This window comes from Mesorhizobium sp. WSM4819 (genome assembly GCF_055811215.1).
Genome location: NZ_JBVVQO010000047.1, coordinates 17,482 through 40,413, shown reverse-complemented (window position 1 = coordinate 40,413; position 22,932 = coordinate 17,482). Strand labels below are relative to the sequence as shown.

Below are 22,932 nucleotides of genomic sequence, written 5' to 3'. Positions count from 1 at the left end.
GCGCTCCGACTGCTCGCCGACCCTCCCCTCGAGGGGCCCTCGAGGGGGAGGGTTACCCCTGCGACGGCGTGAACCGCGCGACCAGCGTGTGGCTGTCGGCCGCATAGGTGAAACGGACATGGGTGACCGGGTGCTCGGCGCTCCATGTCCGTCGCTCGACCACCAGGCAGGGGGCGCCGGACTCGATTTCGAGTGCGGTCGCAATGTGTCTGTCGGCGGCGACGGCGCGGATGCGGTGCTCGGCGGCACTCCATGGCACGCGGGCGATCAGCCACGGCCCAGGCGCGACGGCAAAAAATTCCTCGTTGGCAGCCTCGGCCACAGCGGCCAGGTTGATCAGCCGCTGTTCGTGGGCGAACGGCCGCTTGCCAGCGAAATGCCTGCATTCCAGCGCCAGCACCGGCCCGTTGGAGTCGAGTTCCAGCAAGGCGCGATCCTCGGCGCTGCTGCGCCTTTTATGTCGCGCCACACGCTCGTAGCCATAGGACAGGCCGAGCGCCTCGACCTCGATCCTGATGTCATGGATTTCCAACACCGCGGCTTGCGACTTCGGCCGCCGGACAAAGCTGCCAGAGCGGCGGCGGCGCTCTATCAGCCCCGCCTTGGCAAGCTGCGACAGCGCCTTGTTCACCGTCATGCGCGAACATTTGTACTCGGCCGTCAGTTCGTGCTCGAACGGGATGCGGTAGCCGGGCGCCCAGGCGCCGGACAGGATTCGTTCGCTGATGTCGGACAGGATGCGTTGATGCAGCGAGAGGGGCTCGCCGCCGTCCGCATCCCCGACGTCCGCCTCCATTGTCTGGATCATGCTCATGGCGAAAGCGCCGTCATCACCTTGCGAAAACGCTCGGCAATAGAATCGCGCCTTGCATGCCTGCCACTGCTAACGAGTTTCTTGCCATGCACCCAGACACAATCGACCTTGGAACCGTTGGCGAAGATCCAGGTGTCGAGCACTGCATCGCCCGTCTTGCCGGCAAGCGACGGGTGCTTGCCATCGAGCGAGATGAAATCGGCTGGGGCGCCAGCGGCGATCCGCGAGGGACTTGCGCCGAGCGCTGCGCTGCCGCCGTCGAGCGCGGCATCGAACAGTGCGCGCCCGGTCGAACCGCCGGCGACCGCCAGCAGGTTGCGGGCACGGTGGGCGAGGCGCTGCGAATATTCGAGCTGCCGCAATTCGTCCGGCAGGCCGATCAGCACGTTGGAGTCGGAGCCGACGCCGAAGCGGCCGCCATGCTGTTTGAACAAAGGTGCTGCAAAGGTGCCGTCGCCGAGATTGGCCTCGGTGATCGGGCAGAGGCCGGCGATTGCTCCGCTTTTCGCCATGGCCGCCGTCTCGGTCTCGGTCATGTGGGTGGCGTGGATCAGGCACCAGCGACTGTCGACCCTGGCATTGGCGAGCAGCCATTCGACCGGTCGCGCCCTGGACCAGGCAAGGCAGTCCTCGACCTCCTTCACTTGCTCGGCAATGTGGATGTGGATCGGTCCGCCGGGTGCCATTGTCGCGATGTATTCCAACTGCTCCGGTGTCACGGCGCGCAGACTGTGCGGGGCGATGCCAACGACCGCGTGATTCAAGGTGCGAACGGTTTCGTGACATTTCTCAACAAGCCGCGAGAACCGATTCATATCGTTGATGAATCGCCGCTGGCCTCCGTTCGGCGCTGCGCCGCCGAAAGAGGAATGTGCATAGAAGACCGGCAGCAGCGTCAGCCCGATGCCGGTGTCGGCAGCCGCGGCGGTGATGCGGTCGGCCATTTCGGCGACGTTGGCGTAGGGCTGGCCGTCGCGGTCGTGATGCAGATAGTGAAACTCGCCGACGCGTGAGAACCCAGCCTCCAGCATCTCGACATAGAGCTGCGCGGCGACCGCCTCGACCTGATCCGGCGTCATCGACAGCGCGAAGCAATACATCACCTCGCGCCAGCTCCAGAAGCTGTCGGCTGAAGGGCCGCGCAGCTCGGCTAGACCGGCCATGCCGCGCTGGAAGGCGTGGCTGTGCAGGTTCGGCATGCCTGGCAGCAGAATGGCATGGCGTTCGTCGCCGGGCTGGGATGCGGTGTTCGGCTCGACCGTGGCGATGTGGCCATCACTGACGACGATCCGGGCATTGGAATGCCAGCCGTCGGGCAGAAGCGCCTGTTCCGCAAAGATCGCAGTCACGTTTTTCTCTCCGATTCCCAGTGTCCCGTGCAATGATACCACTTGCAGTGCGTTTCAATATGTATATACATAACCGCGGCTGATTGAAACGGAAAAGATGATGGCTGGAGAGAGCAAAAGCCGGGCAGGGGAGATCCGCCTCTGGCGCAATGCGCGACTGGCGACCATGGCCGACAGCGCCGCCGGACTGGGTATCGTAGAAGACGGCGCGATCGCCGCGCGCGATGGCCTGATCGTCTATGCCGGCCCGGAAGCCGACCTGCCGGCAGCGTTCAGCCAGAACGCCAAGAATGTCGATTGCGAAGGCCGCTGGATCACACCCGGCCTGATCGACTGCCATACTCATCTGGTCCACGCCGGCAATCGCGCCAACGAATTCGAGATGCGGCTGGCCGGCGCCACCTATGAAGAGGTCACCAGGGCCGGCGGCGGCATCGTCTCGTCGGTCAAGGCGCTGCGCGCTGCCAGCCAGCAGGAATTGGTTGCGCAGTCACTGCCGCGCCTCGACGCGCTCATCGCTGAAGGCCTCACCACCATCGAGGTCAAGTCGGGCTACGGGCTCGATCTCGAAAACGAGAAGAAATCGCTGCGCGCCGCGCGGCTCTTGGGCGAAAACCGTCCAGTAACGGTAACAACGAGCTTCCTCGGCGCGCATGCCCTGCCGCCTGAAGCGAAAGCCGACAAGGACGCTTTTATCGATCTGGTCGCAAACGAAATTTTGCCGGCCATCACTGCCGAGGACCTGGCCGACGCGGTCGATGGTTTTTGCGAAGGCATCGCCTTTTCGCCCGAGCAGATTTCTCGCGTGTTCGACGCGGCGAAAGCAGCAGGCCTGCCGGTAAAACTCCACGCCGACCAATTGTCCAACCTGCACGGCGCAGAACTTGCGGCGCGCTATGGCGCCCTGTCGGCCGACCATCTCGAATACACTGACGAGGCGGGTGCGGCGGCGATGGCGAGGGCCGGGACCGTGGCGACGATCCTGCCCGGCGCCTACTATTTCATCCGTGAGATCAAGAAGCCGCCGATCGGCCTGTTTCGCCAGTACGGCGTCACAATGGCGGTCGCCACCGACTGCAATCCCGGCACCTCGCCGCTGACCTCGCTGCTGCTGACCATGAACATGGCGGCGACTTTGTTTGGTCTGACTGTTGACGAATGCCTTGCCGGTGTCACCCGCGAGGCCGCCCGCGCGCTCGGACTGCTCGGACGAACCGGCACGCTGGAGGCTGGGAAATCGGCCGACCTGGCGATCTGGGACATCGAGCGCCCGGCCGAGCTCGTCTACCGCATGGGCTTCAACCCGCTTCATGCCCGCATCTGGAGGGGACAATGAGTGAACTCAAACTCAAGCCGGGCAACACGACGCTGGCCGACTGGCGCGAAATCTATCGTGGCGCGATGCCGAAGCTGGACGCGGCCTGCTGGCCAAAGATCAAGGCCAGCGCCGAGGCCGTTGCACGCATCGTCGCCAAGGGTGAGCCGGTCTATGGCATCAACACCGGTTTCGGCAAATTGGCCAGCGTCCGTATCCCCGCCGCCGATCTCGAGACGCTGCAACGCAACATCGTGCTGTCGCATGCCGCCGGCGTCGGCGAACCGATGCCGGTCGCTGTTTGCCGGCTGATGATGGCACTGAAGCTGGCCAGCTTGGCGCAGGGCGCCTCCGGCGTGCGGCCGCAGACCATTGAGCTGCTCGAAGCGATGCTCGCCAACGACGTCATTCCGGTGGTGCCGGCGCAAGGCTCGGTCGGCGCATCCGGCGACCTTGCGCCACTGTCGCACATGACGGCCGTGATGATCGGCGTCGGCGAATGTTTTACCCCGCATGGCCGGTTCCCGGCCAAGGTCGCCTTTGTCTCGCACGGGCTGGAGCCGGTCACTCTTGGCGCCAAGGAAGGGTTGGCGCTGCTCAACGGCACACAGTTTTCGACCGCCTATGCGTTGGCCGCCTTGTTCGACGCCGAAGTGCTCTACCAGTCGGCGCTGGTCGCCGGTGCGCTCTCGACCGATGCCGCCAAGGGTTCCGACGCTCCCTTCGATCCGCGCATCCACCTGCTCAGGAGGCATCCTGGCCAGATCGAGACGGCAGAGGCGCTGCGCAACCTGATGGCCGGCAGTGCCATCCGTGAATCGCACCGGGTCGGAGACGAACGCGTGCAGGACCCGTACTGCTTGCGCTGCCAGCCGCAGGTGATGGGTGCAGCGCTCAGCGTGCTGCGCCAGGCCGCCGGCACGCTGGGCACCGAGGCCAACGGCGTCACCGACAATCCGCTGATCTTCGCCGAGGACGACACAGCACTTTCCGGTGGCAATTTCCACGCCGAGCCAGTCGCCTTCGCCGCCGACATGATCGCGCTCGCCGTCTGCGAGATCGGCTCGCTGTCGGAACGGCGCATCGCGATGCTGGTCGATCCGGCGCTGTCGGGCATGCCGGCCTTCCTGACCCCGAAGCCAGGCTTGAATTCCGGCTTCATGATCCCGCAAGTGACGGCGGCGGCACTCGTCTCGGAAAACAAGCAAAAGGCCTATCCGGCCAGTGTCGATTCGATCCCGACCTCGGCCAATCAGGAAGACCACGTCTCGATGGCGGCACATGGCGCGCGCCGGCTGATCGGCATGATCGAGAATGCGACGGCCGTCATCGGAATCGAATTGCTAGCCGCCACGCAAGGCTGCGATTTCCATGCGCCGCTGGCATCGAGTGCGCCGCTCGAAGCGGTGCGCAGACTGGTCAGGGCCGAAGTGCCGCATCTCGACAATGACCGGCATTTCCATCCCGACATGGAAAAGGTCATCGCCATGGTGCGAGATGGGCGAATGATCGAGGCGGTGGATGGCGTGGCGCTGCCCCCGGTGACGGGAGTGCTGTAATGGATTGTTTCGCCTATGGAGCCGGTATGAACACGCTGGCAGGACAGAGGGGGGCGCCGTAGAGCGCCGTCGCCGGAGGATTTCTCATGACTTTACCCTCCTGGCTCACCGTAACGCCCGGCACCGCCCCGCTGCTGGTCTCGATCCCGCACACCGGCATCGATCTCACCGGCCTCGAGAACCGGCTGGTGTCGCCTTGGCTCGGCCGCCGCGACGCCGACTGGTGGATCGACAAGCTGTATGAGTTTGCCGAAGACCTCGGCGCGACGGTGGTGCATACCGCGATCTCGCGCACCGTCATCGACGTCAATCGCGACCCCTCCGGCGTCTCACTCTATCCCGGCCAGGCAACCACCGGCCTGTGCCCGACCGAGACCTTCGATGGCGATCCGCTCTATCGCGAGGGTGAGGAGCCTGGACCGTCAGAGGTCGATGAGCGCCGCGAAAAGTACTTTGTGCCTTACCATGCCGCCATGCAGGCCGAGATCGGCAGGCTGCGCGCCCTGCACCAGAAGATCGTGGTCTATGACTGCCACTCGATCCGCTCGGTGCTGCCGCGGCTGTTCGAGGGCACGTTGCCGGTGTTCAACCTTGGCACCAATGACGGCAAAAGCGCCGATCCGGGCTTGCAGGCAATGGTCGGCCAGATCCTCGCCGAGACCGGCGAGAGTTTTGTCGTCAACGGCCGCTTCAAAGGCGGCTGGATCACGCGCCAATTCGGCCAGCCGCAAAACGGCGTTCATGCGTTGCAGATGGAACTGTCCAACCGCGGCTATATGCGCGAGCCCGAGGGCAAAGGTACGCCCGACAATTGGCCGGTGCCTCACGACCCGGCATTCGCCGCGCCGATCCGCGCCACGCTGAAGCGGATCCTGGAAAGCGCGATTGCCTGGGCCGGGCGCTGACGCATCGCCGCGCAGCTCATTCGAAAGGAAAAGTGACGCCATGACCGATCCTCGCCACAACATCCGCGAAGTCCGCAGCCCGCGCGGCAGCGAGCTCAATGCCCGCACATGGCTGACTGAAGCGCCGTTGCGCATGCTGATGAACAATCTCGATCCCGACGTCGCCGAAAACCCCAACGAACTGGTCGTCTATGGCGGCATCGGCCGAGCGGCCCGCACCTGGAACGACTTTTATCGCATCGTCGCCTCTCTGAAGACGCTTGGAGACGACGAGACGCTGCTGGTGCAGTCGGGCAAGCCGGTCGGCGTGTTTCGTACCCACACCGATGCGCCGCGCGTGCTGATCGCCAATTCCAACCTCGTGCCGCACTGGGCGACATGGGAGAAATTCAACGAGCTCGATAAGAAGGGCCTGATGATGTACGGCCAGATGACGGCCGGCTCGTGGATCTACATCGGCACCCAAGGCATCGTGCAGGGCACCTACGAGACCTTTGTCGAGGCTGGCCGCCAGCATTACGACGGCAACCTCAGGGGCAAATGGATCCTGACCGGCGGCCTCGGCGGCATGGGCGGCGCCCAGCCGCTGGCCGCGGTCATGGCCGGCGCCTGCTGCCTGGCGGTCGAATGCGATCCCGACCGCATCGATTTCCGGCTGCGCACTCGCTATGTCGACGAACGCGCCGACACGCTCGACGAGGCGCTGGAAAAGATCGAGCGCTGGACCAGGGCCGGCGAGGCGAAATCGGTCGGCCTGGTCGGCAACACCGCAGACATCGTGCCGGAACTGGTGCGGCGTGGCGTGCGCCCCGACCTGGTCACCGACCAGACGTCGGCGCATGATCCGCTCAACGGCTATCTGCCCAAGGGCTGGTCGCTCGCCGAATGGCGCGAGAAGCGCACCAGCGACCCGAAGGCGGTCGAAAAGGCGGCGCGCGCGTCGATGCGCGTACATGTCGAGGCGATGGTGGCGTTCTGGAATGCCGGCGTGCCGACGCTCGACTATGGCAATAACATCCGCCAGGTGGCGAAGGAGGAAGGGCTCGATAATGCCTTTGCCTTCCCGGGTTTCGTGCCGGCCTATATCCGGCCACTGTTTTGTCGCGGCATCGGTCCGTTTCGCTGGGCAGCCCTCTCCGGCGATGCCGAGGACATCTACAAGACCGACGCCAAGGTGCGCGAGCTGACGCCCGGCAACACCCACCTGCACAACTGGCTCGACATGGCGCGTGAGCGCATCGCCTTCCAGGGTCTGCCGGCGCGCATCTGCTGGGTTGGTCTCGGCGACCGCCACCGGCTCGGCCTCGCCTTCAACGAGATGGTGGCGAAAGGCGAGCTCAAGGCGCCGGTGGTCATCGGCCGCGATCATCTCGATTCAGGCTCGGTCGCCTCGCCCAACCGCGAGACGGAATCGATGAAGGACGGCTCCGACGCCGTGTCCGACTGGCCGCTGCTCAATGCGCTGCTCAACACCGCGTCCGGCGCAACCTGGGTATCGCTGCATCATGGCGGCGGCGTCGGCATGGGGTTTTCGCAACATGCCGGCATGGTCATCGTCGCCGACGGCACACGCGAAGCGGCCAAACGCCTGGAGCGGGTGCTATGGAACGACCCCGCAACCGGCGTCATGCGCCACGCCGATGCCGGCTATGATCTCGCCATCGACTGCGCCAGGGAGCACCAGCTCAACCTGCCAGGCATCCTCGGCTGAACCGCGTCTTGCGCATCCTGCGGGCAGCCGAATACCGGTCCATGCCGTGGAAGAACGGCGGCGGGGTGACGACTGAAATCGCCGTCTCGCCCGCAGGTGCTGCGCTCGACGATTTCGACTGGCGCGTCTCCATGGCGCGCGTCGAAAGCGGCGGGCCATTCTCCGAGTTTGCCGGAGTGGACCGAAGCTTGGCCGTGCTGGAAGGCGAGGGGATCATCCTTGAGATCGCCGGCCGCCCGGCGGCTACGCTGACCAAAACGTCCGCCCCGCTTTCCTTTGCGGCCGATGTGCCGACGCAAGCGGCGCTGATCGCCGGTCCGATCACCGATCTCAACGTCATGATGCGGCGTGGACGGATGACTCATGCCGTCGATCGCCTGGTCATTTCAGCTCCGACGGACATCCAGTCAGCCGCCGATGCGACCCTCATCCTGTGTGTTGACGGCGAGGTCACGGTGGCCGGCGCGGCGCTTGTCCGCATCGGACCGCGCGACGCGCTGTTGCTCGGGCCGGACGACGCTCTGTCACAGCGCGTCGAGCCTGCGCGACCAGCGACGCTGTTCGTGATCCGCATCGATCGCGTTGCGGCAAACGATTAACGCCTGTTTCGAAACATGATCACAACACCGGCGAAATATGCCGTAAGCTCAAGCCCAGATCACGAAAAAGCCTGAATCCTTCCGTCGATCAACTCCCGGCGGGAGGGAGGTGGTTCGTCTGCAGGTCTGGTGCGAAAATAAAACTTTCGGCCCTTGTTTCGATGCAACCAATCCATTTCAATCGGTTCTAGGGACATTGCCGTGGCGGTGACGCCGCTAACGCGTCCCCCATGCGGAATTTTCAATGAATATACAGACAGACCCCACCCAATTGGAAAAGACGAGCGCGAGCTTTCCGGCCATCACGGAAGAGCCGATACGCTCCAATTTCCTGCCGGAAGAGCGCCTGCGCACGCTGGGTACAAGCCTCGCCAAGGGTGACGTCAAGGATCTGTTCGGCCTGGAGCCGTTCGATTTCCAGCCACGCGTCCGCGACAGCGCCAGCAAGATCCTCGAAGTCTACCGTTCGACCAATGCCGCGCAGGCGAGAGGCGAGACGATCACGCCGGCGGCGCAATGGCTGCTCGACAACAATTATCTGGTCGAGGAAACCATCTTCCAGGTCAAGCGTGACCTGCCACGCCGCTTCTATCGTCAGTTGCCGACCCTGAAACTGTCCGACGGCGCCAGCGTGCCGCGCGCCCTTGCGCTGGCCTGGACCTATGTCGCCCATTCGGACAGTTCGGTCTCGGCGACCATGTTCAAGGCGATCGTCGAAGGCTTTCAGGCCGTCGAGCCGCTGAAGATCGGCGAGCTCTGGGCGCTGCCATCGCTGCTGCGCTTCGTTCTGATCGAAAATCTTCGCCGGATCGCGGTTCGGGTCAGTCGTACCCGGCAGATGCGCCAGATTGCCAACGAGGTCGCAGACCGCGTGCTGGCACTCGATGAAACCGCCGACCGTCAGGCGATCCTTTCGAACTACGTCGCCCATGCACAAGACACCACCTTTGCCACTCAATTGCTCTACCGTCTGCGCGACGGGTCGCAAAATGCCGGCAGGGCGCTGGAATGGCTGGAGGGCGAGCTTGAAAGGTCCGGCTCCGATGCCGAGGAAATCATCATCAGCGAACATCGCACGTTGTCCAGCGGCAACGTGACCACCGGCAACATCATCCGCGGCCTCAGGCTCATCAACGATATCGACTGGACGGTTTGGTTCGAAGATGTCAGCCGCATCGATACCTTGCTGCGCGAGCGCACCGATTTCGCCGCACTCGATTTCTTCTCGCGCGACCAGTACCGGACCGCGATCGAGGAAATGGCGCGCCGCTCCGATCGTTCCGAATTCCGCGTTGCTGAAAAAGCGATCGAACTCGCCGGCCATGCCGCTGTCGCCGATACCACCGTCACCGGTCCGACCGCTCACGCCGACGTCGGGTTCTTTCTGGTCGGCCCGCGCCGGCTGGAACTGGAAAAGGCGATCGGCTATCGGCCGACGGTCAGCGTCACGATCAAACGGGCGTTCCGCAAGACCGGATGGCTGGGCATTGTCGTGCCGGTGTTCGCGCTGACGGTGCTGCTTCTTGTCCTCTCCGGCAACGCCCTTGCCAGTCTCGGCCTGTCCATACCGTCGATCGTCCTGATGCTGGCGCTGTTTGCCGTGCCGGCCAGCGAAGGCGCGCTTGCCTTCTTCAACACCGTCGTATCGTTGTTCCTAAAGCCGACGCGCCTCGTCGGCTACGACTATAAACGCGGCATGCCGCCCGAGGCGCGCACGCTGGTGGTGGTGCCGTCGCTGATCGGCTCGCGCGACGACGTCGAGGAGAACATCCGCAACATCGAAGTGCACCACCTGGCCAACACGGCGGACGAAATCCATTTCGCTCTGCTTTCGGACTGGCCGGACAGCAAAACCGAAATCGATGCGGCGGATATCGAGATCCTCCAATATGCTCGCGACGAGATCGCGCGGCTGAACGCCCGCTATCCCAGCGAAGGCGCGCCGCGTTTCTACGTCCTGCACCGCCGGCGGCTCTACAATGAATCCCAGGGCGCCTGGATGGGCTGGGAACGCAAGCGCGGCAAGCTCCACGAACTGAATCTTCTGCTGCGTGGCGACAGCGACACCACCTTTCTGCCGCTGGACGTGCCGTTGCCCGAAAACGTCATCCATGTGATGACGCTGGATGCCGATACGCGCACCACCCGCGATGCCGTCGCCAGTTTGGCTGGAAAGCTTTGCCATCCGCTCAACCGCCCGCATTACGATGCGGCAAAGCGCGTCGTCACCGCCGGCTATACCATCCTGCAGCCGCGCATCACCGCGTCGCTGACCAGCGGCGACGACGCATCCTTCTTCCAGCGGGTCTTTTCTGCCAATCGCGGCCTCGATCCCTACGTATTTGCCGTGTCGGACATCTACCAGGACGTCTTCGGCGACGGCTCCTTCACCGGCAAGGGGCTCTATCACGTCGACTCCTTCGAGGCGGCGCTGAAGGGCCGCATCGAAGAAAACACCGTGCTTAGCCACGATCTGCTCGAAGGCGCGTTGGCGCGCGCGGCACTGGTCACCGACGTCGAACTGGTCGAGGACTATCCGACCCGCTATTCGGTCGACGCGTCGCGCCACCATCGCTGGGCGCGGGGCGACTGGCAGCTTCTGGGCTTCATTCTCAATCCGCGTTCGGGCGTGCCGGCGCTGTCGCGCTGGAAGATGGTCGACAATCTGCGCCGGTCGCTGACGCCGATCTTCTGGGTGATGGCCGCGATCGCCGGCTGGACGCTGCTGCCCTTCACCCAGGCCGCGCAATGGCAGGCGCTGCTGATCCTCACACTTTTCATGGCGCCGACGTTCGACATCGTCCACGCCATTCTGCCGAAAAGCGGCGACCAGACGCCGCGCGGTCATTTCTCGGCGCTGGCGCGCGACGTCGTCTTCGGCACCGCCCTGGTGGCTCTGAAGATCGTGCTGATGGCGCATCTGGCCTGGATGATGGGCGATGCCATCATTCGCACGCTCTACCGCCTGTTCGTCAGCCGGAAGAACCTGCTCGAATGGCGCACTGCCTCGCAGGCTCACAAGATCGGCGACAACGATCTCGGCTCCTATTACGGCATGATGTACGGTGCTGTGATCGTCGGCGTCGTCGGCCTCGCCATCCCTGTTGTGGCCGATTCCACCGGAGCTTTCGTCGCCTTCTTCTTCGCGCTGTTCTGGATCGGCTCGCCGGCCTTCGCCTTCTTTATCAGCCGCTCGGCCGAAACCGAGGACCGTTTGCGCATATCGGCGGCGGACATCCATGTGCTGCGCACGATTGCGCGGCGCACATGGCATTATTTCGAGACCTTCGTGACGGCCGAGCATCACAATCTGCCGCCCGACAATTTCCAGGAAAGCCCGGCGCCTGTCGTGGCCCCCCGCACCTCGCCGACCAATATCGGCGTCTATCTCCTGTCAGTGGTTTCGGCGCGCGATTTCGGCTGGATCAGCCTGTCCGACGCCGCCACCCGCATCGACGCGACAATGTCGACGATCGAGAGCATGCCGCGTGAGCGCGGCCATCTCTTCAACTGGTATGACACGACGACGCTGAAGCCGCTCTATCCGCTGTACATTTCCGCCGTCGATAGCGGCAATCTCGCCGGCCATCTGGTGGCGGTGGCGGCAGCCTGTGCCGAATGGGCGGAAGCGCCTGCAGTCCACCTTCAGGGCGACTTCGAGGGTATCCTCGATACGGTGACGATCCTCGACGAAAGCCTGGCGGAGTTGCCTGACGACCGCCGTCAGTTGCGGCCGTTGCGCCAGCGACTTGCCGATCGCCTCGATGGCATGCGACGTGCGGTCGAATCGATCAAGGCACAGCCCGAGATGGCGTCGATCCGCACCATCAACCTGGCCGTTCTGGCCGGCGAGATCCGCAAGCTCGCCATCGCCATCCATACTGAGGCCGCATCGACGCAGAGCGACACCATCGCCGACTGGGCGGCGAGACTGGAAGCCACCTGCGAAGCGCATGTCCATGACGCGCATAGCGACGACACTGCCGTCGAGGCGCTGCGGGCCAAGCTTCTGTCGTTGCGCGAGCGTACGCGCCGCTTTGCCTTCGAGATGGATTTCTCCTTCCTCATGCGCAAGGAACGCAAGCTTCTGTCGATCGGCTACCGGGTCGAGGAGCATCAGCTCGACGAAAGCTGTTACGACCTGCTGGCTTCCGAGGCGCGGCTGACCAGCCTGTTCGCCATAGCCAAGGGCGATCTGCCGACGGAGCACTGGTTCCACCTCGGCCGGCCGATCGTCGAGATCGGGTTCAAGGGCGCGCTGATGTCCTGGTCCGGCTCGATGTTCGAGTATTTGATGCCGCCGCTGGTGATGAAGGAGCCGCAAGGCAGCATCCTCAACCAGACCAGCAAGCTCATCATCAAGCGCCAGATCCAGTACGGCCGCTCGAAGGACGTGCCCTGGGGCATTTCGGAAGCGGCCTACAACGCCCGCGATCGCGAACTGACCTACCAGTACACCAATTTCGGCGTGCCCGGGCTGGGCCTGAAGCGAGGTCTCGGCCAGAACACGGTGATTGCCCCTTATGCGACCGTGCTGGCGGCGCAGTTCACCCCGCGTGAATCGGTGCAGAACCTGGCCAGGCTGCGGCGGCTCGGCGCCCTTGGCCGGCACGGCTTCTACGATGCGGTCGATTTCACGCCGCAACGCGTGCCGGAGGGCACCGACCATGTCGTCGTGCTGAACTACATGGCCCACCATTCCGGCATGTCGATCGCCGCCGTCGCCGACGCCATCTTCGAAGGACGCCTGCGCGACCGCTTCCACAGCGATCCGGTGATCGAGTCGGCCGAGTTGCTGCTGCAGGAAAGAGCGCCGCGCGACATCCCGACCGCCACCGTCAGGACCGAGGCCGACGAACGGTCGAAGGACGAAACGGAAGCCGAAAGCCCCGATACGCGCATCGTGCTCAACCCGCTCAAGGCGCTGCGTTCGACCAGCGTCATGTCCAATGGCCGCTACTCGGTCATGGTTACCGCGACCGGCTCCGGCTATAGTCGCTGGGGCGAGCTTGCCGTCACGCGCTGGCAGCCGGACCCGACCGAGGATCGGCTTGGCTCCTACATCTTCCTGCGCGACTCCGGCACCGGCGACTGGTGGTCGGCCACCGCGGAGCCGAAGCGTGCCACCCACGAAGAGGTACGGACGCTGTTCTCCGACGACAAGGCGAGCTTCGTCAAGTCAGTGGGATCACTGCGTTCGGAGGTCGAATGCATCGTCATTTCGGAAGGAAATGGCGAAGGCCGGCGGGTGACGCTCTACAATGACGGCCCGGTCGACCGGCATATCGAAGTGACCTCGTTCGCTGAACTGGTGCTGGGCTCCGAAGCATCCGACAACGCGCATCCGGCGTTCTCGAAAATGTTCGTGGAAACCGAAATCGCTGCGAATAACGCAGCGATCTTCGCCACCAGACGTAAGCGGGAAACGGACGAGCCTGATGTCGCCATGGTGCATTTCGTCACCGACCCGTCTGGGTCGACGCGCGACGCCGAGGCCGAAACCGACCGGCGCGCCTTCATAGGCCGCGGCCGCACCATTACCGAGGCCGCCGCATTCGATCCCGGCGCCAAGCTTGGCGGCCATTCCGGCTTCACGCTGGATCCGGTCGCGGCACTTCGCCGACAGGTGCGCGTGCCGGCCAACAAGAAGATAGCGCTGACCTTCTGGACTGCCGTCGGCGCCAACCGTGCCGAACTCGAAGAAGCCATTGCGCGGCTTGATCATCCGGAAGCCTTCGCGCGCCAGGCGATGCTCGCCTGGACCCGCTCACAGGTGCAGACCCGGCATCTCGGTCTCAGCCTTGCCGATGCCGCCAATGTGCAGAATCTGGCGCGCTACCTGATCTATCCGGATCCGTTCCTGCGGCTTCCGGCCGAATCGATCGCTTCCGGGCTCGGTAGGCAATCGGGCCTATGGCCGACCAGCATATCCGGCGACTTTCCGATTTTCCTGGTCAGGATCGGCGATGTCGCCGATCTCGAAATCGTTGCCCAGGCGCTCCGCTTCCAGGAATACATGCGCGCCCGAGGTATGATGATCGACTTTGTCGTCATCAACGAGCAGGCTTCGTCCTACGTGCAGGACCTGCAACGGGCGGTCGAGACGCTGTGCGAAAACAGCCGCCTGCGCGGCAAGGAGCTAGGACCCCGCCAGCACATCTTCGCGGTGCGCCGCGACCTCATGGACGAGGCGACCTACAAGACGCTGCTGGCCACTGCTCGCGTCGTTCTGCACACGCGCAACGGCACTATCTTCGATCAGATCGAGCGCGCCGAGGCCGCTGCGCTGCAAGCGCGGGACGCCTTGCAGCCGGCGGGTGCAGCAGCGCTTCGTGAACCGTCTCCGCCGGCGCCACAGACGTGGGCCCAAGCCTCGTTCGACGGCAGTGCCGACGGCAGCGGGCTCAACCAGTGGAACGGTTTTGGCGGTTTCGAGGGCGACGGACGCCACTATGTCGTGCGCCTTGCTGGCCGCCGCACGACGCCGCAGCCCTGGATCAACGTCGTCTCCAACGCCTCGTTTGGTTTCCACGTTTCGGCTGAAGGCGCTGCCTTCACCTGGAGCCGAAACAGCCGCGACTATCAACTGACGCCGTGGGCGAACGACCCGGTCACCAACCGGCCAGGCGAGGGCATCTATATCTACGACCATGCCAGCGGCCGGGCGTTCTCGCCGCTGGCCGCCGTCGTCCGCGATCCCGCCATGACCTACGAAACATGGCACGGGCAGGGGTTTTCGACCTTCCGTTCGAAGCGCGGGCCGCTGTCGATGGACCTTACCCATGTGGTGGATTCCGTCGATCCGGTGAAAATCTCCAGGTTGCGCATCCAGAATTCCGGTTCGGCGCCGGCGCGACTGCGCGTCTATGCCTATGCGGAATGGGTTCTTGGCAGCCATCGTTCGCGCACGGCGGCGACCATCGTTCCGTCCAGGGATGCCGCGACGGGCGCGTTGCTGGCGCAAAATCCCTACGGGCTCGATTTCAGCGAGCGGGTCGCCTTCCTGGCCGCCGACGGCGCGGCACACTCGGTGACGGCCGACCGCGGCGAGTTCATTGGCCGGCACGGCACCAGCGAACTCCCGCAAGCCGTGCTCGGCGGCGCAAGCCTGTCGGGCCGCGTCGAGGCGGGCGACGATCATTGTGCGGCAATTGCACGCGACGTCGACATCCCTGCCGGCGGCGACGTGACGCTGCTCTGGCTGCTCGGCGATGCAGCCTCTGCCGAGGAAGCCAGCGCGCTGGTACAGCATCACTGCAGCAAGGATTTCGATCAGCGGCTGACTGACAATGAACGCACCTGGCGAGGGTTTCTCGACACCATCCAGGTCGAGACGCCGGACAGGGCGCTCAACGCGATGGTCAACCACTGGCTGCCCTATCAGAGCCTTGCCTGCCGCATCCGCGCCCGCTCGGCGTTTTACCAGGCGAGCGGCGCCTTTGGTTTTCGCGATCAGTTGCAGGACACGCTGGCCCTGCTTCTCCATGATCCGAAACTGGCGCGCGACCAGATCCTCAACGCGGCGCGGCGGCAATTCCCCGAAGGCGACGTGCAGCATTGGTGGCTGCCGCGAACCGAGGCAGGCGTCCGCACCATGATTTCCGACGACGTGGTCTGGCTCGCCCACGCCACGGCACATTACTTGCTGGTGACCGGCGATACCGCGATCCTCAGGGAACAATTGCCCTTCATCGAAGGGCCGTCGCTGGAAGAAGGCGAGCACGACGCCTTTTTCACGCCGGAGATATCGAAGAAGACCGCTTCACTCTATGATCATTGTGCGCGCGCACTTGACCTTGCCATCAAGCGCAGCAGCCCCGCCGGACTGCCGCTGATCCTCGGCGGTGACTGGAACGACGGCATGAACCGTGTCGGCGAGCACGGTAAGGGCGAGAGCGTCTGGCTGGGTTGGTTCCTGCTGAAGACGCTGGGCGACTTTGCAGCTGTCGCCAAGGCGGAAGGCGACGCCAAGCGTGCGCAAGCCTGGACAAAACACGCGGGCGTGCTGAAGCGGGCGCTGGAAAGCACGGCCTGGGACGGTGAATGGTACCGTCGCGGCAGCTTCGACGACGGCACGCCGCTGGGGTCGCGCAACTCGCAGGAATGCAAGATCGACTCGATTGCCCAGTCGTGGAGCGTGCTGTCGGGCGAGGGCGATCCGGCGCGATCGACGACGGCGATGCAGCAGGCGATGAAAATGCTCGTCGACGACGAGCTCAACATCGTCAAGCTTTTCACGCCGCCCTTCTCCAGGACGGAACAGAACCCAGGCTACATCAAGAGCTACCCGCCGGGTGTCCGTGAAAACGGCGGCCAGTATACCCACGCGGCGACATGGTTCGTCATTGCGCTCGCCGAAATGGGGCGCGTCGACGACGCCTACCGCTGCTTCTCGATGCTCAACCCGGTCAACCATGCGTTCGACGAGGCCGCTGCCGAGCACTACCGCGTCGAGCCTTACGTCGTCGCGGCGGACGTCTATGCCGGGCAAGGCAAGGGCGGCCGCGGCGGCTGGACCTGGTATACCGGCTCGGCCGGCTGGCTTTATCGCGCGGCGGTCGAAGGCATCCTCGGCATCGAGCGCAGGGGCGAGCGCATCCAGTTCAGGCCGAAACTGCCCAGCCATTGGGATGGCTATGCGGCAACGCTCAAGGTGCTGGGGGCCGAGCTCAGGGTTCAGGTTGTCCGCGACAAGAAGGCCAAAGCCGTCTCGCTCGAGGTAAATGGTAAAAAGACGAAGGCTTCGTCTTTCGAACCGAAAGCCGGCGACAAGGCCGATCTGGTCGTCAGGATACCGGCGTAGCTTCAAGGATTTGGAACGTCTTTGTGCATCTTGAGGATGTGCGTTATTTAAAGTTGCTCGAGCAATTCTATTACGCATGAGATTTCCCAAAAGCCGATGCAGGCTTTTGGGATTCGTACATGCCAAGTTGCTGATTAAAATTTCGGCAGTGCTTCCTGCCTGCCACGATTTTGCCGCAAGGCTGACATTTTACCTTTCTTCTCAAACCGTTAGGTGATCACGACAGATTTCGCAGCGTCGCCATCTTTTGTTCGCGAATTGGGAACTGAAGGGGTACGAGGGCATTGTTTCGCGACACGTCAACGAGTACGAGTCAGAAAATGATGCAGTGCACAATAACAATTTGCCGGAGTAGCTGAAGTGTCCCTTCTGCAAATCTACTGGAGAGCGCTCGGTTATCTCGCTGCCGACAGAAAACGCGTCGCGTTTATCTGTGGGGCGAATGTCGCGCTTGCGATTATCGCCATCCTTGAGCCGATCATGTTCGGACGGGTGATCGATGCCATTTCGGATAGCGGCTCGGTCTTTTCGACGCTCGGCCTATGGGCCGGTATCGGCGTCTTCAACGTCATCGCCTTCGTTCTGGTGGCGCGCGGCGCGGACCGTTTTGCCCATGCGCGGCGCAGCGAGGTTCTTTGCCAGTCATTCGAGCGCGTGATCACCATGCCGCTTGCCTGGCATCATCAGCGCGGCACCTCCAATTCCCTGCATACGCTGCTGCGCGCGGTCGAGACCTTGTTCAGCCTCTGGCTCGAGTTCATGAGGCAGCATTTGTCCACGGTTGTCGCACTGGTTCTGCTGGTGCCGACGGCGCTCAGCATGGATATTCGCATGTCGATGGTCCTGCTGGCGCTGGGCGCGCTCTACGTCGGAATCGGCCGGCTGGTGATGCGTCGCACCAGGGAAGGCCAGGCGTCCGTGGAGCGGCATTTTCACCAGGTGTTCGCGCATGTGAGCGACTCGGTCAGCAATGTCGCCGTGCTGCAGAGCTACAATCGCATCGGCCACGAGACCGACGCCTTGAAGCGCTATGTCAAGAATCTGCTTGATGCGCAGTATCCGGTGCTCGACTGGTGGGCGTTGGCCAACGCCCTGCACCGTCTGTCGTCGACCATTTCGATGATGGTCGTGCTGTTGATCGGCTCCTATCTGGTCATGCATGGCCAATTGCGTATCGGTGACGTCATCGCGTTTACCGGCTTTGCCACGCTGCTGATCGCCCGGCTCGACCAGATGTCGGCCTTCGCCAACCAGATTTCGGAAGCCAGGGCCAAGCTCGAGGAATTTTATCGCCTTGAGGACTCCGCGGCCGAGGCCGCCGAGCCGGACGGGTTGCGTGACCTGGTCAACGTCACTGGTCATGTGCGTTTCGAAAACGTCAACTTCGAATTCGCCAATTCGGGGCAGGGCGTGAACGACGTGTCGTTCGAGGTCCATGCCGGCCAGACCGTGGCCATCGTCGGCCCGACGGGCGCAGGCAAGACCACGCTGATCAATCTCCTGCAGCGGGTCTTTTCGCCGTCCAGCGGCCGTATCCTGATCGATGGCATCGATACCCGCACGGTGACCCGCAAGTCGCTGCGCCACTCGATCGCCACCGTGTTCCAGGATGCCGGCCTGCTCAACCGCTCGATCGAGGACAATATCCGCGTCGGGCGCGCCGAGGCGACCTATGATGAGGTCCACGCCGCCGCCAATGCCGCTGCCGCGCAGGATTTCATCCTGTCGAAGAGCAACGGCTACGATACGGTCGTCGGCGAACGCGGTGGACAACTTTCGGGCGGCGAGCGCCAGCGTATCGCAATTGCGCGCGCCGTGCTGAAGGATTCACCCATCCTGGTGCTCGACGAAGCGACGAGCGCCCTTGACGTCGAGACGGAAGACCGCGTCAAGGAAGCGATCGACGAATTGCGGCGCGGACGCACCACCTTCATTATCGCGCACCGCCTGACCACTGTTCGCGATGCCGATCTGGTCGTCTTCATGGACAAGGGCAAGGTGGTCGAAATGGGTGGCTTCGCCGAATTGTCGATGCGCAATGGCCGCTTCGCCAGCCTGTTGCGCGCCGGCGGCCTGCTCAACGACGAGGAAGTCCGCCGCCTCAGCCGCACCATCACGGACGCGGCCGCCTGAGTTCTTCCCTTCTCCCCTTGTGGGAGAAGGTGTCGCCGAAGGCGACGGATGAGGGGTGTTCCAGCTTGGCGCCGGCCTCACCCCCTCCAGCACCCCTCATCCGGCTCGGCGCTAACGCGCCGATCCACCGCCCGGGGCGAGTCACGGACCTCGCCCGCCCTTCGGGCCCCACAGAGGGAGAAGGGAACGCGCACCTGCGACACCGCCACTCGATTGCCCCAAACGCGTCGCCGGTTTATGTAGAGCCGCATGAGTGACCTGACTTCACGCCTCAGCGGCTGGATGGATTTCGCCAACCCGACGCGGTTTGTCGGGTTGGCCGACAAGGTGGTGCCGTGGCTGGCAACCATCGCCACACTCCTCCTGGCCGCCGGGCTCTACATGAGCTTCACGGCGCCGGAAGATTTCCAGCAAGGCATGACCGTACGTATCATGTACATCCATGTGCCCTTCGCCTGGCTGGCCATGATGTGTTTCACGCTGATGGCGGTTTCCGCATTGGGCACGCTTGTATGGCGCCATCCGCTGGCCGATGTCGCGCTGAAATCGGCGGCACCCATCGGCGCCGTCTTTACAGCGCTCGCGCTGATCACTGGTTCGATCTGGGGCAAGCCGATGTGGGGCACCTGGTGGGTGTGGGACGCGCGGCTGACCTCAGTGTTCGTGCTGTTCCTGATGTATCTCGGCATCATCGCGCTGACGCGGGCCCTCGACGATGCAGCACGCGCGGCCTGGGCCGCCGCAATCATCACCCTGGTCGGCTTCATCAACATTCCGATCATCAAATTCTCGGTCGACTGGTGGAACACGCTGCATCAGCCGGCTTCGGTGATCCGGCTCGGTGGGCCGACCATCGATCCCAGCCTGTTGCGGCCGTTGCTGGTGATGGCTTTGGGCTTTACCGTGCTGTTCTTCGCGCTGCATCTGATGGCGATGCGCACGGAAATCCTGCGTCGCCGGGTCATTGCCATGCGCCGCGTCGCGGCACGGCAGGCCGAACGGCAATCAGCCTGACTCACTTCAGCTTTGCCCCTCGCAGGCTCAGGGGGTCAAAGCTCGAAAGCCAAGCAATTGGCTTTCCGTCCGCTCCGCGGACCGCTTCTCATCCCATGCGGCCGCGCGCCGCCACCGGCAGCGTCTCCAGCACCTGTTCTCCGGCGATCAAGTGAACTTCGTCGAACAGATTGGTGACGACGCAGCAATGGTCGGGCACGATGCGCACGCGCTCGCCGATACGCAGCCTGGCGTCGCCGGAAAGCGTGACGTTGCCGTGCTCCTCACTGAGGCTGGTGACGGTGGCGCCGGGAGTACCCAGCAATTCGCCGAAATCGGGCAGCCCCAGCGTATCGCTGGACAAGGCCTTGCTGCCGGCATCGAGGATGGCCCGTGTCGGCGTCGGATGGCTGACCACCGTCGACAGCACAGTCAGCGCGCAATCGTCGAGGCTGCCGACGCCCTTGGCGACCTGGTAGCGGTCGAGATAGATGTAGGTGCCAGGGCGGTACTCGGTGACGACGGAAGCCTCGCTTGCGCGCCACAAATCCGGCGTGCCGCCGCTGGAGATGCGTTCGCAGGCGAGGCCGGATGCGGCGAGCGCCTGGCGCGCATAGGCGAGCCAAGTCTCGGCCTCGGCGGCGCGGCCTGCAGCCGGATAGGTCATCAGCCCGCCGAAGGCGAGCCCCCTGGCCTTGTCGATCTCCCTGGCCAGCGCGACAGCCTCGCTGGCCGACTGGACGCCGCAGCGGCCCATGCCGGTATCGCACTCCACCAGCATCTGTAGCGGCCGGCCTGGATCGGTGAAGGTGGCGGCGAGACCCGCAAACGTCTCCATGCTGTCTGATGTCACCGACAGCGTCACGCGGCCATGCAGCGCCTTGAGACGCTCCAGCTTGGCGCGGCCGACAATATTGTAAGGCAGAAAAATGTCGGTGAGCCCGGCATCGGCCATCACCTCGGCTTCACCGATCTTCTGGCAGGTGATGCCGACCGCACCTGCTGCGATCTGCTTCTTGGCCCAGTAAGGCAGTTTGTGGGTCTTGATGTGCGGCCTGAGCTTCAGCCCGTGGCGGTCGGCGTGGGCCTGCGCCCGCGCGATGTTGGCTTCGGCGCGGTCGACATCGATCAGGATCGCGGGTGTATCGAGGTCGTCTATGCTCAGCATGGAATTTCACCCTGGGATTTGCCTGGACTTATGGCCTTGATCGGCCCGGATGTCATGAGGCCAGCACGCGGTTTACGTCGACACCGGATCGGTGTTCGGCTATTCGGTTTGGAGATCGCCCAAGCCGACGGGAAGGAACCACAACCATGAAACGCTCCGCTATCAACGACATCATCCGCGACGCCGATGCCTTCATCCGTTCGTTCGGCTACATCATGCCGCCCTTCGCCTATTGGACCCCGGAACAGATGAAGGCGCGCCGGCAGGATTCGTCGGCCATCTTCTCCTCGCGGCTCGGCTGGGACATCACCGATTACGGCCAGGGCAAGTTCGACGAGCTCGGCCTCTTCCTGTTCACCGTCCGCAACGGTCGCTACGAGGACATGAAGAAGGGCATGGGCATGCTCTATGCCGAGAAGATCATGATCTCGCGCAAGGATCAGCTGTCGCCGATGCATCGTCACAACATCAAGGCTGAGGACATCATCAACCGCGGCGGCGGCAAGCTGGTGCTGGAGCTGTTCATGCACGATCGCGATGGCGGCATCGACCCGAAGGCGGAAGTATCGGTGCCGGTCGACGGGACTATCCACCGGCTGCCGGCGGGCGGGCTCCTGAAGCTCGATCCGGGCGAGAGCGTGACGCTGCTGCCGGGCGTCTGGCATGCCTTCTGGGCCGAGGGCAAGGATGTGCTGATCGGCGAGGTTTCGACCGTCAACGACGATCTCACCGACAATGTCTTCCGCGAGCCGATCGGCCGCTTCGCGGACGTCGACGAGGACGTCGCGCCGCTGCACCTCCTGGTGTCGGACTACGAGAAGTGGGTGGGTAAGACGGCCTTTCGTTCCTAACGCTGATGCTTGTCTTCCTTTCGCTTGCCCAGCAGCAGCTTTCGCTCGAGATGGGCTCGCAGGTCGCCGTAATACGCGGTCAGGAACGGGCGGGCATCATGCGCCTGCGGCGTTGAACCGATCTTGCGTCCGATCGTCTCAGCCACCGCCCGCAGCGCGAAATAGTCGTCGCGGCGCAGCACTTCTTCCAGCTTGTGCAGTTCGGCGATGCCATAGGCATCGAGCTGCGCGTGGCTGAACTGAAAAGTTCTGGCGACCGGATCTTTTCGTGCCGACAGATCCCCCCATCAGCGTGCGCTTAGGGGCCTCGACGACCCAGGTTCCCGCCAGGAGGTCGCCAATCCGCAACCGGTCGCGATTGAAAAGCGGGAACAAGGCGAACAGCAGCGCCCATACCAGCCCAAAAACTGTCGTCAGCGTATCGGCGACGCCCATTCCACCGCGTCCGGCGATAATCGACAGCGGCAGAAAGACTTCGATCTCGCGCATCAGATTGCGGGCGATGACCTGATCGACCGATAGGCCGGCTCCGTTGCGTGACGCCACCCTGATGCCGATGATCCGCTTGCCGGGGGTGGCCGCGCGCCGGCCCGCCTCGAAGGCGATGAAATAGACGTTTCGCAGAAAAAAGATCGCGATGATCCAGACGATGAAAAGCGGCTGCAATTTATCAGTGCCGAAACCTGTTACCCCGAACAGCGCAACCATCGTGACCGCGATTGCAGCCATGGC

General features: G+C 63.8%; 14 protein-coding genes. 9 read left to right on the top strand and 5 right to left on the bottom strand.

All coding sequences use genetic code 11. The features are described from left to right. Positions 1-52: 52 nt before the first annotated feature. Positions 53-814, bottom strand: coding sequence for a histidine utilization repressor (gene hutC / locus AC0L18_RS28970; RefSeq protein ID WP_473495231.1), 762 nt, complete (start codon positions 812-814; stop codon positions 53-55). Next, complete coding sequence (locus tag AC0L18_RS28965) at positions 811-2,163, bottom strand: formimidoylglutamate deiminase (RefSeq protein WP_473495230.1); 1,353 nt, start codon at positions 2,161-2,163, stop codon at positions 811-813. The genes hutC and AC0L18_RS28965 overlap by 4 nt, the downstream gene beginning before the upstream one ends. A 100-nt stretch (positions 2,164-2,263) precedes the next feature. On the opposite strand from AC0L18_RS28965, the gene hutI reads away from it, so the two are divergent. From hutI to AC0L18_RS28925, 8 genes are all read left to right on the top strand, one after another. Continuing rightward, complete coding sequence (hutI, locus tag AC0L18_RS28960) at positions 2,264-3,499, top strand: imidazolonepropionase (RefSeq protein ID WP_473495229.1); 1,236 nt, start codon at positions 2,264-2,266, stop codon at positions 3,497-3,499. Continuing rightward, positions 3,496-5,037, top strand: coding sequence for a histidine ammonia-lyase (gene hutH / locus AC0L18_RS28955; protein WP_473495228.1), 1,542 nt, complete (start codon positions 3,496-3,498; stop codon positions 5,035-5,037). The genes hutI and hutH overlap by 4 nt, the downstream gene beginning before the upstream one ends. Before the next feature lie 86 nt (positions 5,038-5,123). Continuing rightward, the gene (hutG, locus tag AC0L18_RS28950; RefSeq protein ID WP_473495227.1) at positions 5,124-5,942 is read left to right on the top strand and encodes an N-formylglutamate deformylase; all 819 of its coding nucleotides are present in this window, start codon (positions 5,124-5,126) and stop codon (positions 5,940-5,942) included. 40 nt (positions 5,943-5,982) lie between these two features. Next, entirely contained in the window at positions 5,983-7,653 is a 1,671-nt protein-coding gene (gene hutU, locus AC0L18_RS28945; protein ID WP_473495226.1) for a urocanate hydratase, read from the top strand. Between the two features lie 8 nt (positions 7,654-7,661). Beyond that, positions 7,662-8,252, top strand: a complete 591-nt coding sequence (locus tag AC0L18_RS28940; RefSeq protein WP_473495224.1) for a HutD/Ves family protein — start codon at positions 7,662-7,664, stop codon at positions 8,250-8,252. A gap of 244 nt (positions 8,253-8,496) precedes the next feature. Then, positions 8,497-17,055, top strand: coding sequence for a glycoside hydrolase family 94 protein (locus AC0L18_RS28935; RefSeq protein WP_473495223.1), 8,559 nt, complete (start codon positions 8,497-8,499; stop codon positions 17,053-17,055). Positions 17,056-17,415: 360 nt separating this feature from the next. After that, the gene (locus tag AC0L18_RS28930; protein ID WP_128170259.1) at positions 17,416-19,188 is read left to right on the top strand and encodes a glucan ABC transporter ATP-binding protein/ permease; all 1,773 of its coding nucleotides are present in this window, start codon (positions 17,416-17,418) and stop codon (positions 19,186-19,188) included. A 249-nt stretch (positions 19,189-19,437) separates the two neighbouring features. Beyond that, positions 19,438-20,202, top strand: coding sequence for a heme ABC transporter permease (locus tag AC0L18_RS28925; protein WP_473495222.1), 765 nt, complete (start codon positions 19,438-19,440; stop codon positions 20,200-20,202). Between the two features lie 88 nt (positions 20,203-20,290). On the opposite strand, the gene AC0L18_RS28920 is transcribed toward AC0L18_RS28925, so the two are convergent. After that, positions 20,291-21,349, bottom strand: coding sequence for a D-TA family PLP-dependent enzyme (locus AC0L18_RS28920; protein WP_473495221.1), 1,059 nt, complete (start codon positions 21,347-21,349; stop codon positions 20,291-20,293). 146 nt (positions 21,350-21,495) lie between these two features. Here AC0L18_RS28920 and AC0L18_RS28915 point away from each other — a divergent pair, with 146 nt between their 5' ends. Next, positions 21,496-22,200 (top strand): D-lyxose/D-mannose family sugar isomerase, encoded by a 705-nt coding sequence (locus tag AC0L18_RS28915; RefSeq protein WP_287283427.1) that lies wholly within the window; start codon positions 21,496-21,498, stop codon positions 22,198-22,200. On the opposite strand, the gene AC0L18_RS28910 is transcribed toward AC0L18_RS28915, so the two are convergent. After that, positions 22,197-22,382, bottom strand: coding sequence for a hypothetical protein (locus AC0L18_RS28910; RefSeq protein WP_473495220.1), 186 nt, complete (start codon positions 22,380-22,382; stop codon positions 22,197-22,199). The two genes, AC0L18_RS28915 and AC0L18_RS28910, sit on opposite strands and share 4 nt — an antisense overlap. Beyond that, complete coding sequence (locus AC0L18_RS28905) at positions 22,339-22,929, bottom strand: RDD family protein (RefSeq protein ID WP_473495219.1); 591 nt, start codon at positions 22,927-22,929, stop codon at positions 22,339-22,341. Before AC0L18_RS28905 ends, AC0L18_RS28910 begins: the two co-directional genes overlap by 44 nt. Positions 22,930-22,932 lie beyond the last annotated feature (3 nt).

What these genes read in the sequence shown, in the direction of transcription:
- hutC (WP_473495231.1), bottom strand. Translation starts at nt 814, where the DNA reads ATGAGCATGATCCAGACAATGGAGGCGGACGTCGGGGATGCGGACGGC.
- hutI (WP_473495229.1), top strand. Translation starts at nt 2,264, where the DNA reads ATGGCTGGAGAGAGCAAAAGCCGGGCAGGGGAGATCCGCCTCTGGCGC.
- hutH (WP_473495228.1), top strand. Translation starts at nt 3,496, where the DNA reads ATGAGTGAACTCAAACTCAAGCCGGGCAACACGACGCTGGCCGACTGG.
- hutG (WP_473495227.1), top strand. Translation starts at nt 5,124, where the DNA reads ATGACTTTACCCTCCTGGCTCACCGTAACGCCCGGCACCGCCCCGCTG.
- hutU (WP_473495226.1), top strand. Translation starts at nt 5,983, where the DNA reads ATGACCGATCCTCGCCACAACATCCGCGAAGTCCGCAGCCCGCGCGGC.
- AC0L18_RS28935 (WP_473495223.1), top strand. Translation starts at nt 8,497, where the DNA reads ATGAATATACAGACAGACCCCACCCAATTGGAAAAGACGAGCGCGAGC.
- AC0L18_RS28925 (WP_473495222.1), top strand. Translation starts at nt 19,438, where the DNA reads ATGAGTGACCTGACTTCACGCCTCAGCGGCTGGATGGATTTCGCCAAC.
- AC0L18_RS28920 (WP_473495221.1), bottom strand. Translation starts at nt 21,349, where the DNA reads ATGCTGAGCATAGACGACCTCGATACACCCGCGATCCTGATCGATGTC.
- AC0L18_RS28915 (WP_287283427.1), top strand. Translation starts at nt 21,496, where the DNA reads ATGAAACGCTCCGCTATCAACGACATCATCCGCGACGCCGATGCCTTC.
- AC0L18_RS28905 (WP_473495219.1), bottom strand. Translation starts at nt 22,929, where the DNA reads ATGGCTGCAATCGCGGTCACGATGGTTGCGCTGTTCGGGGTAACAGGT.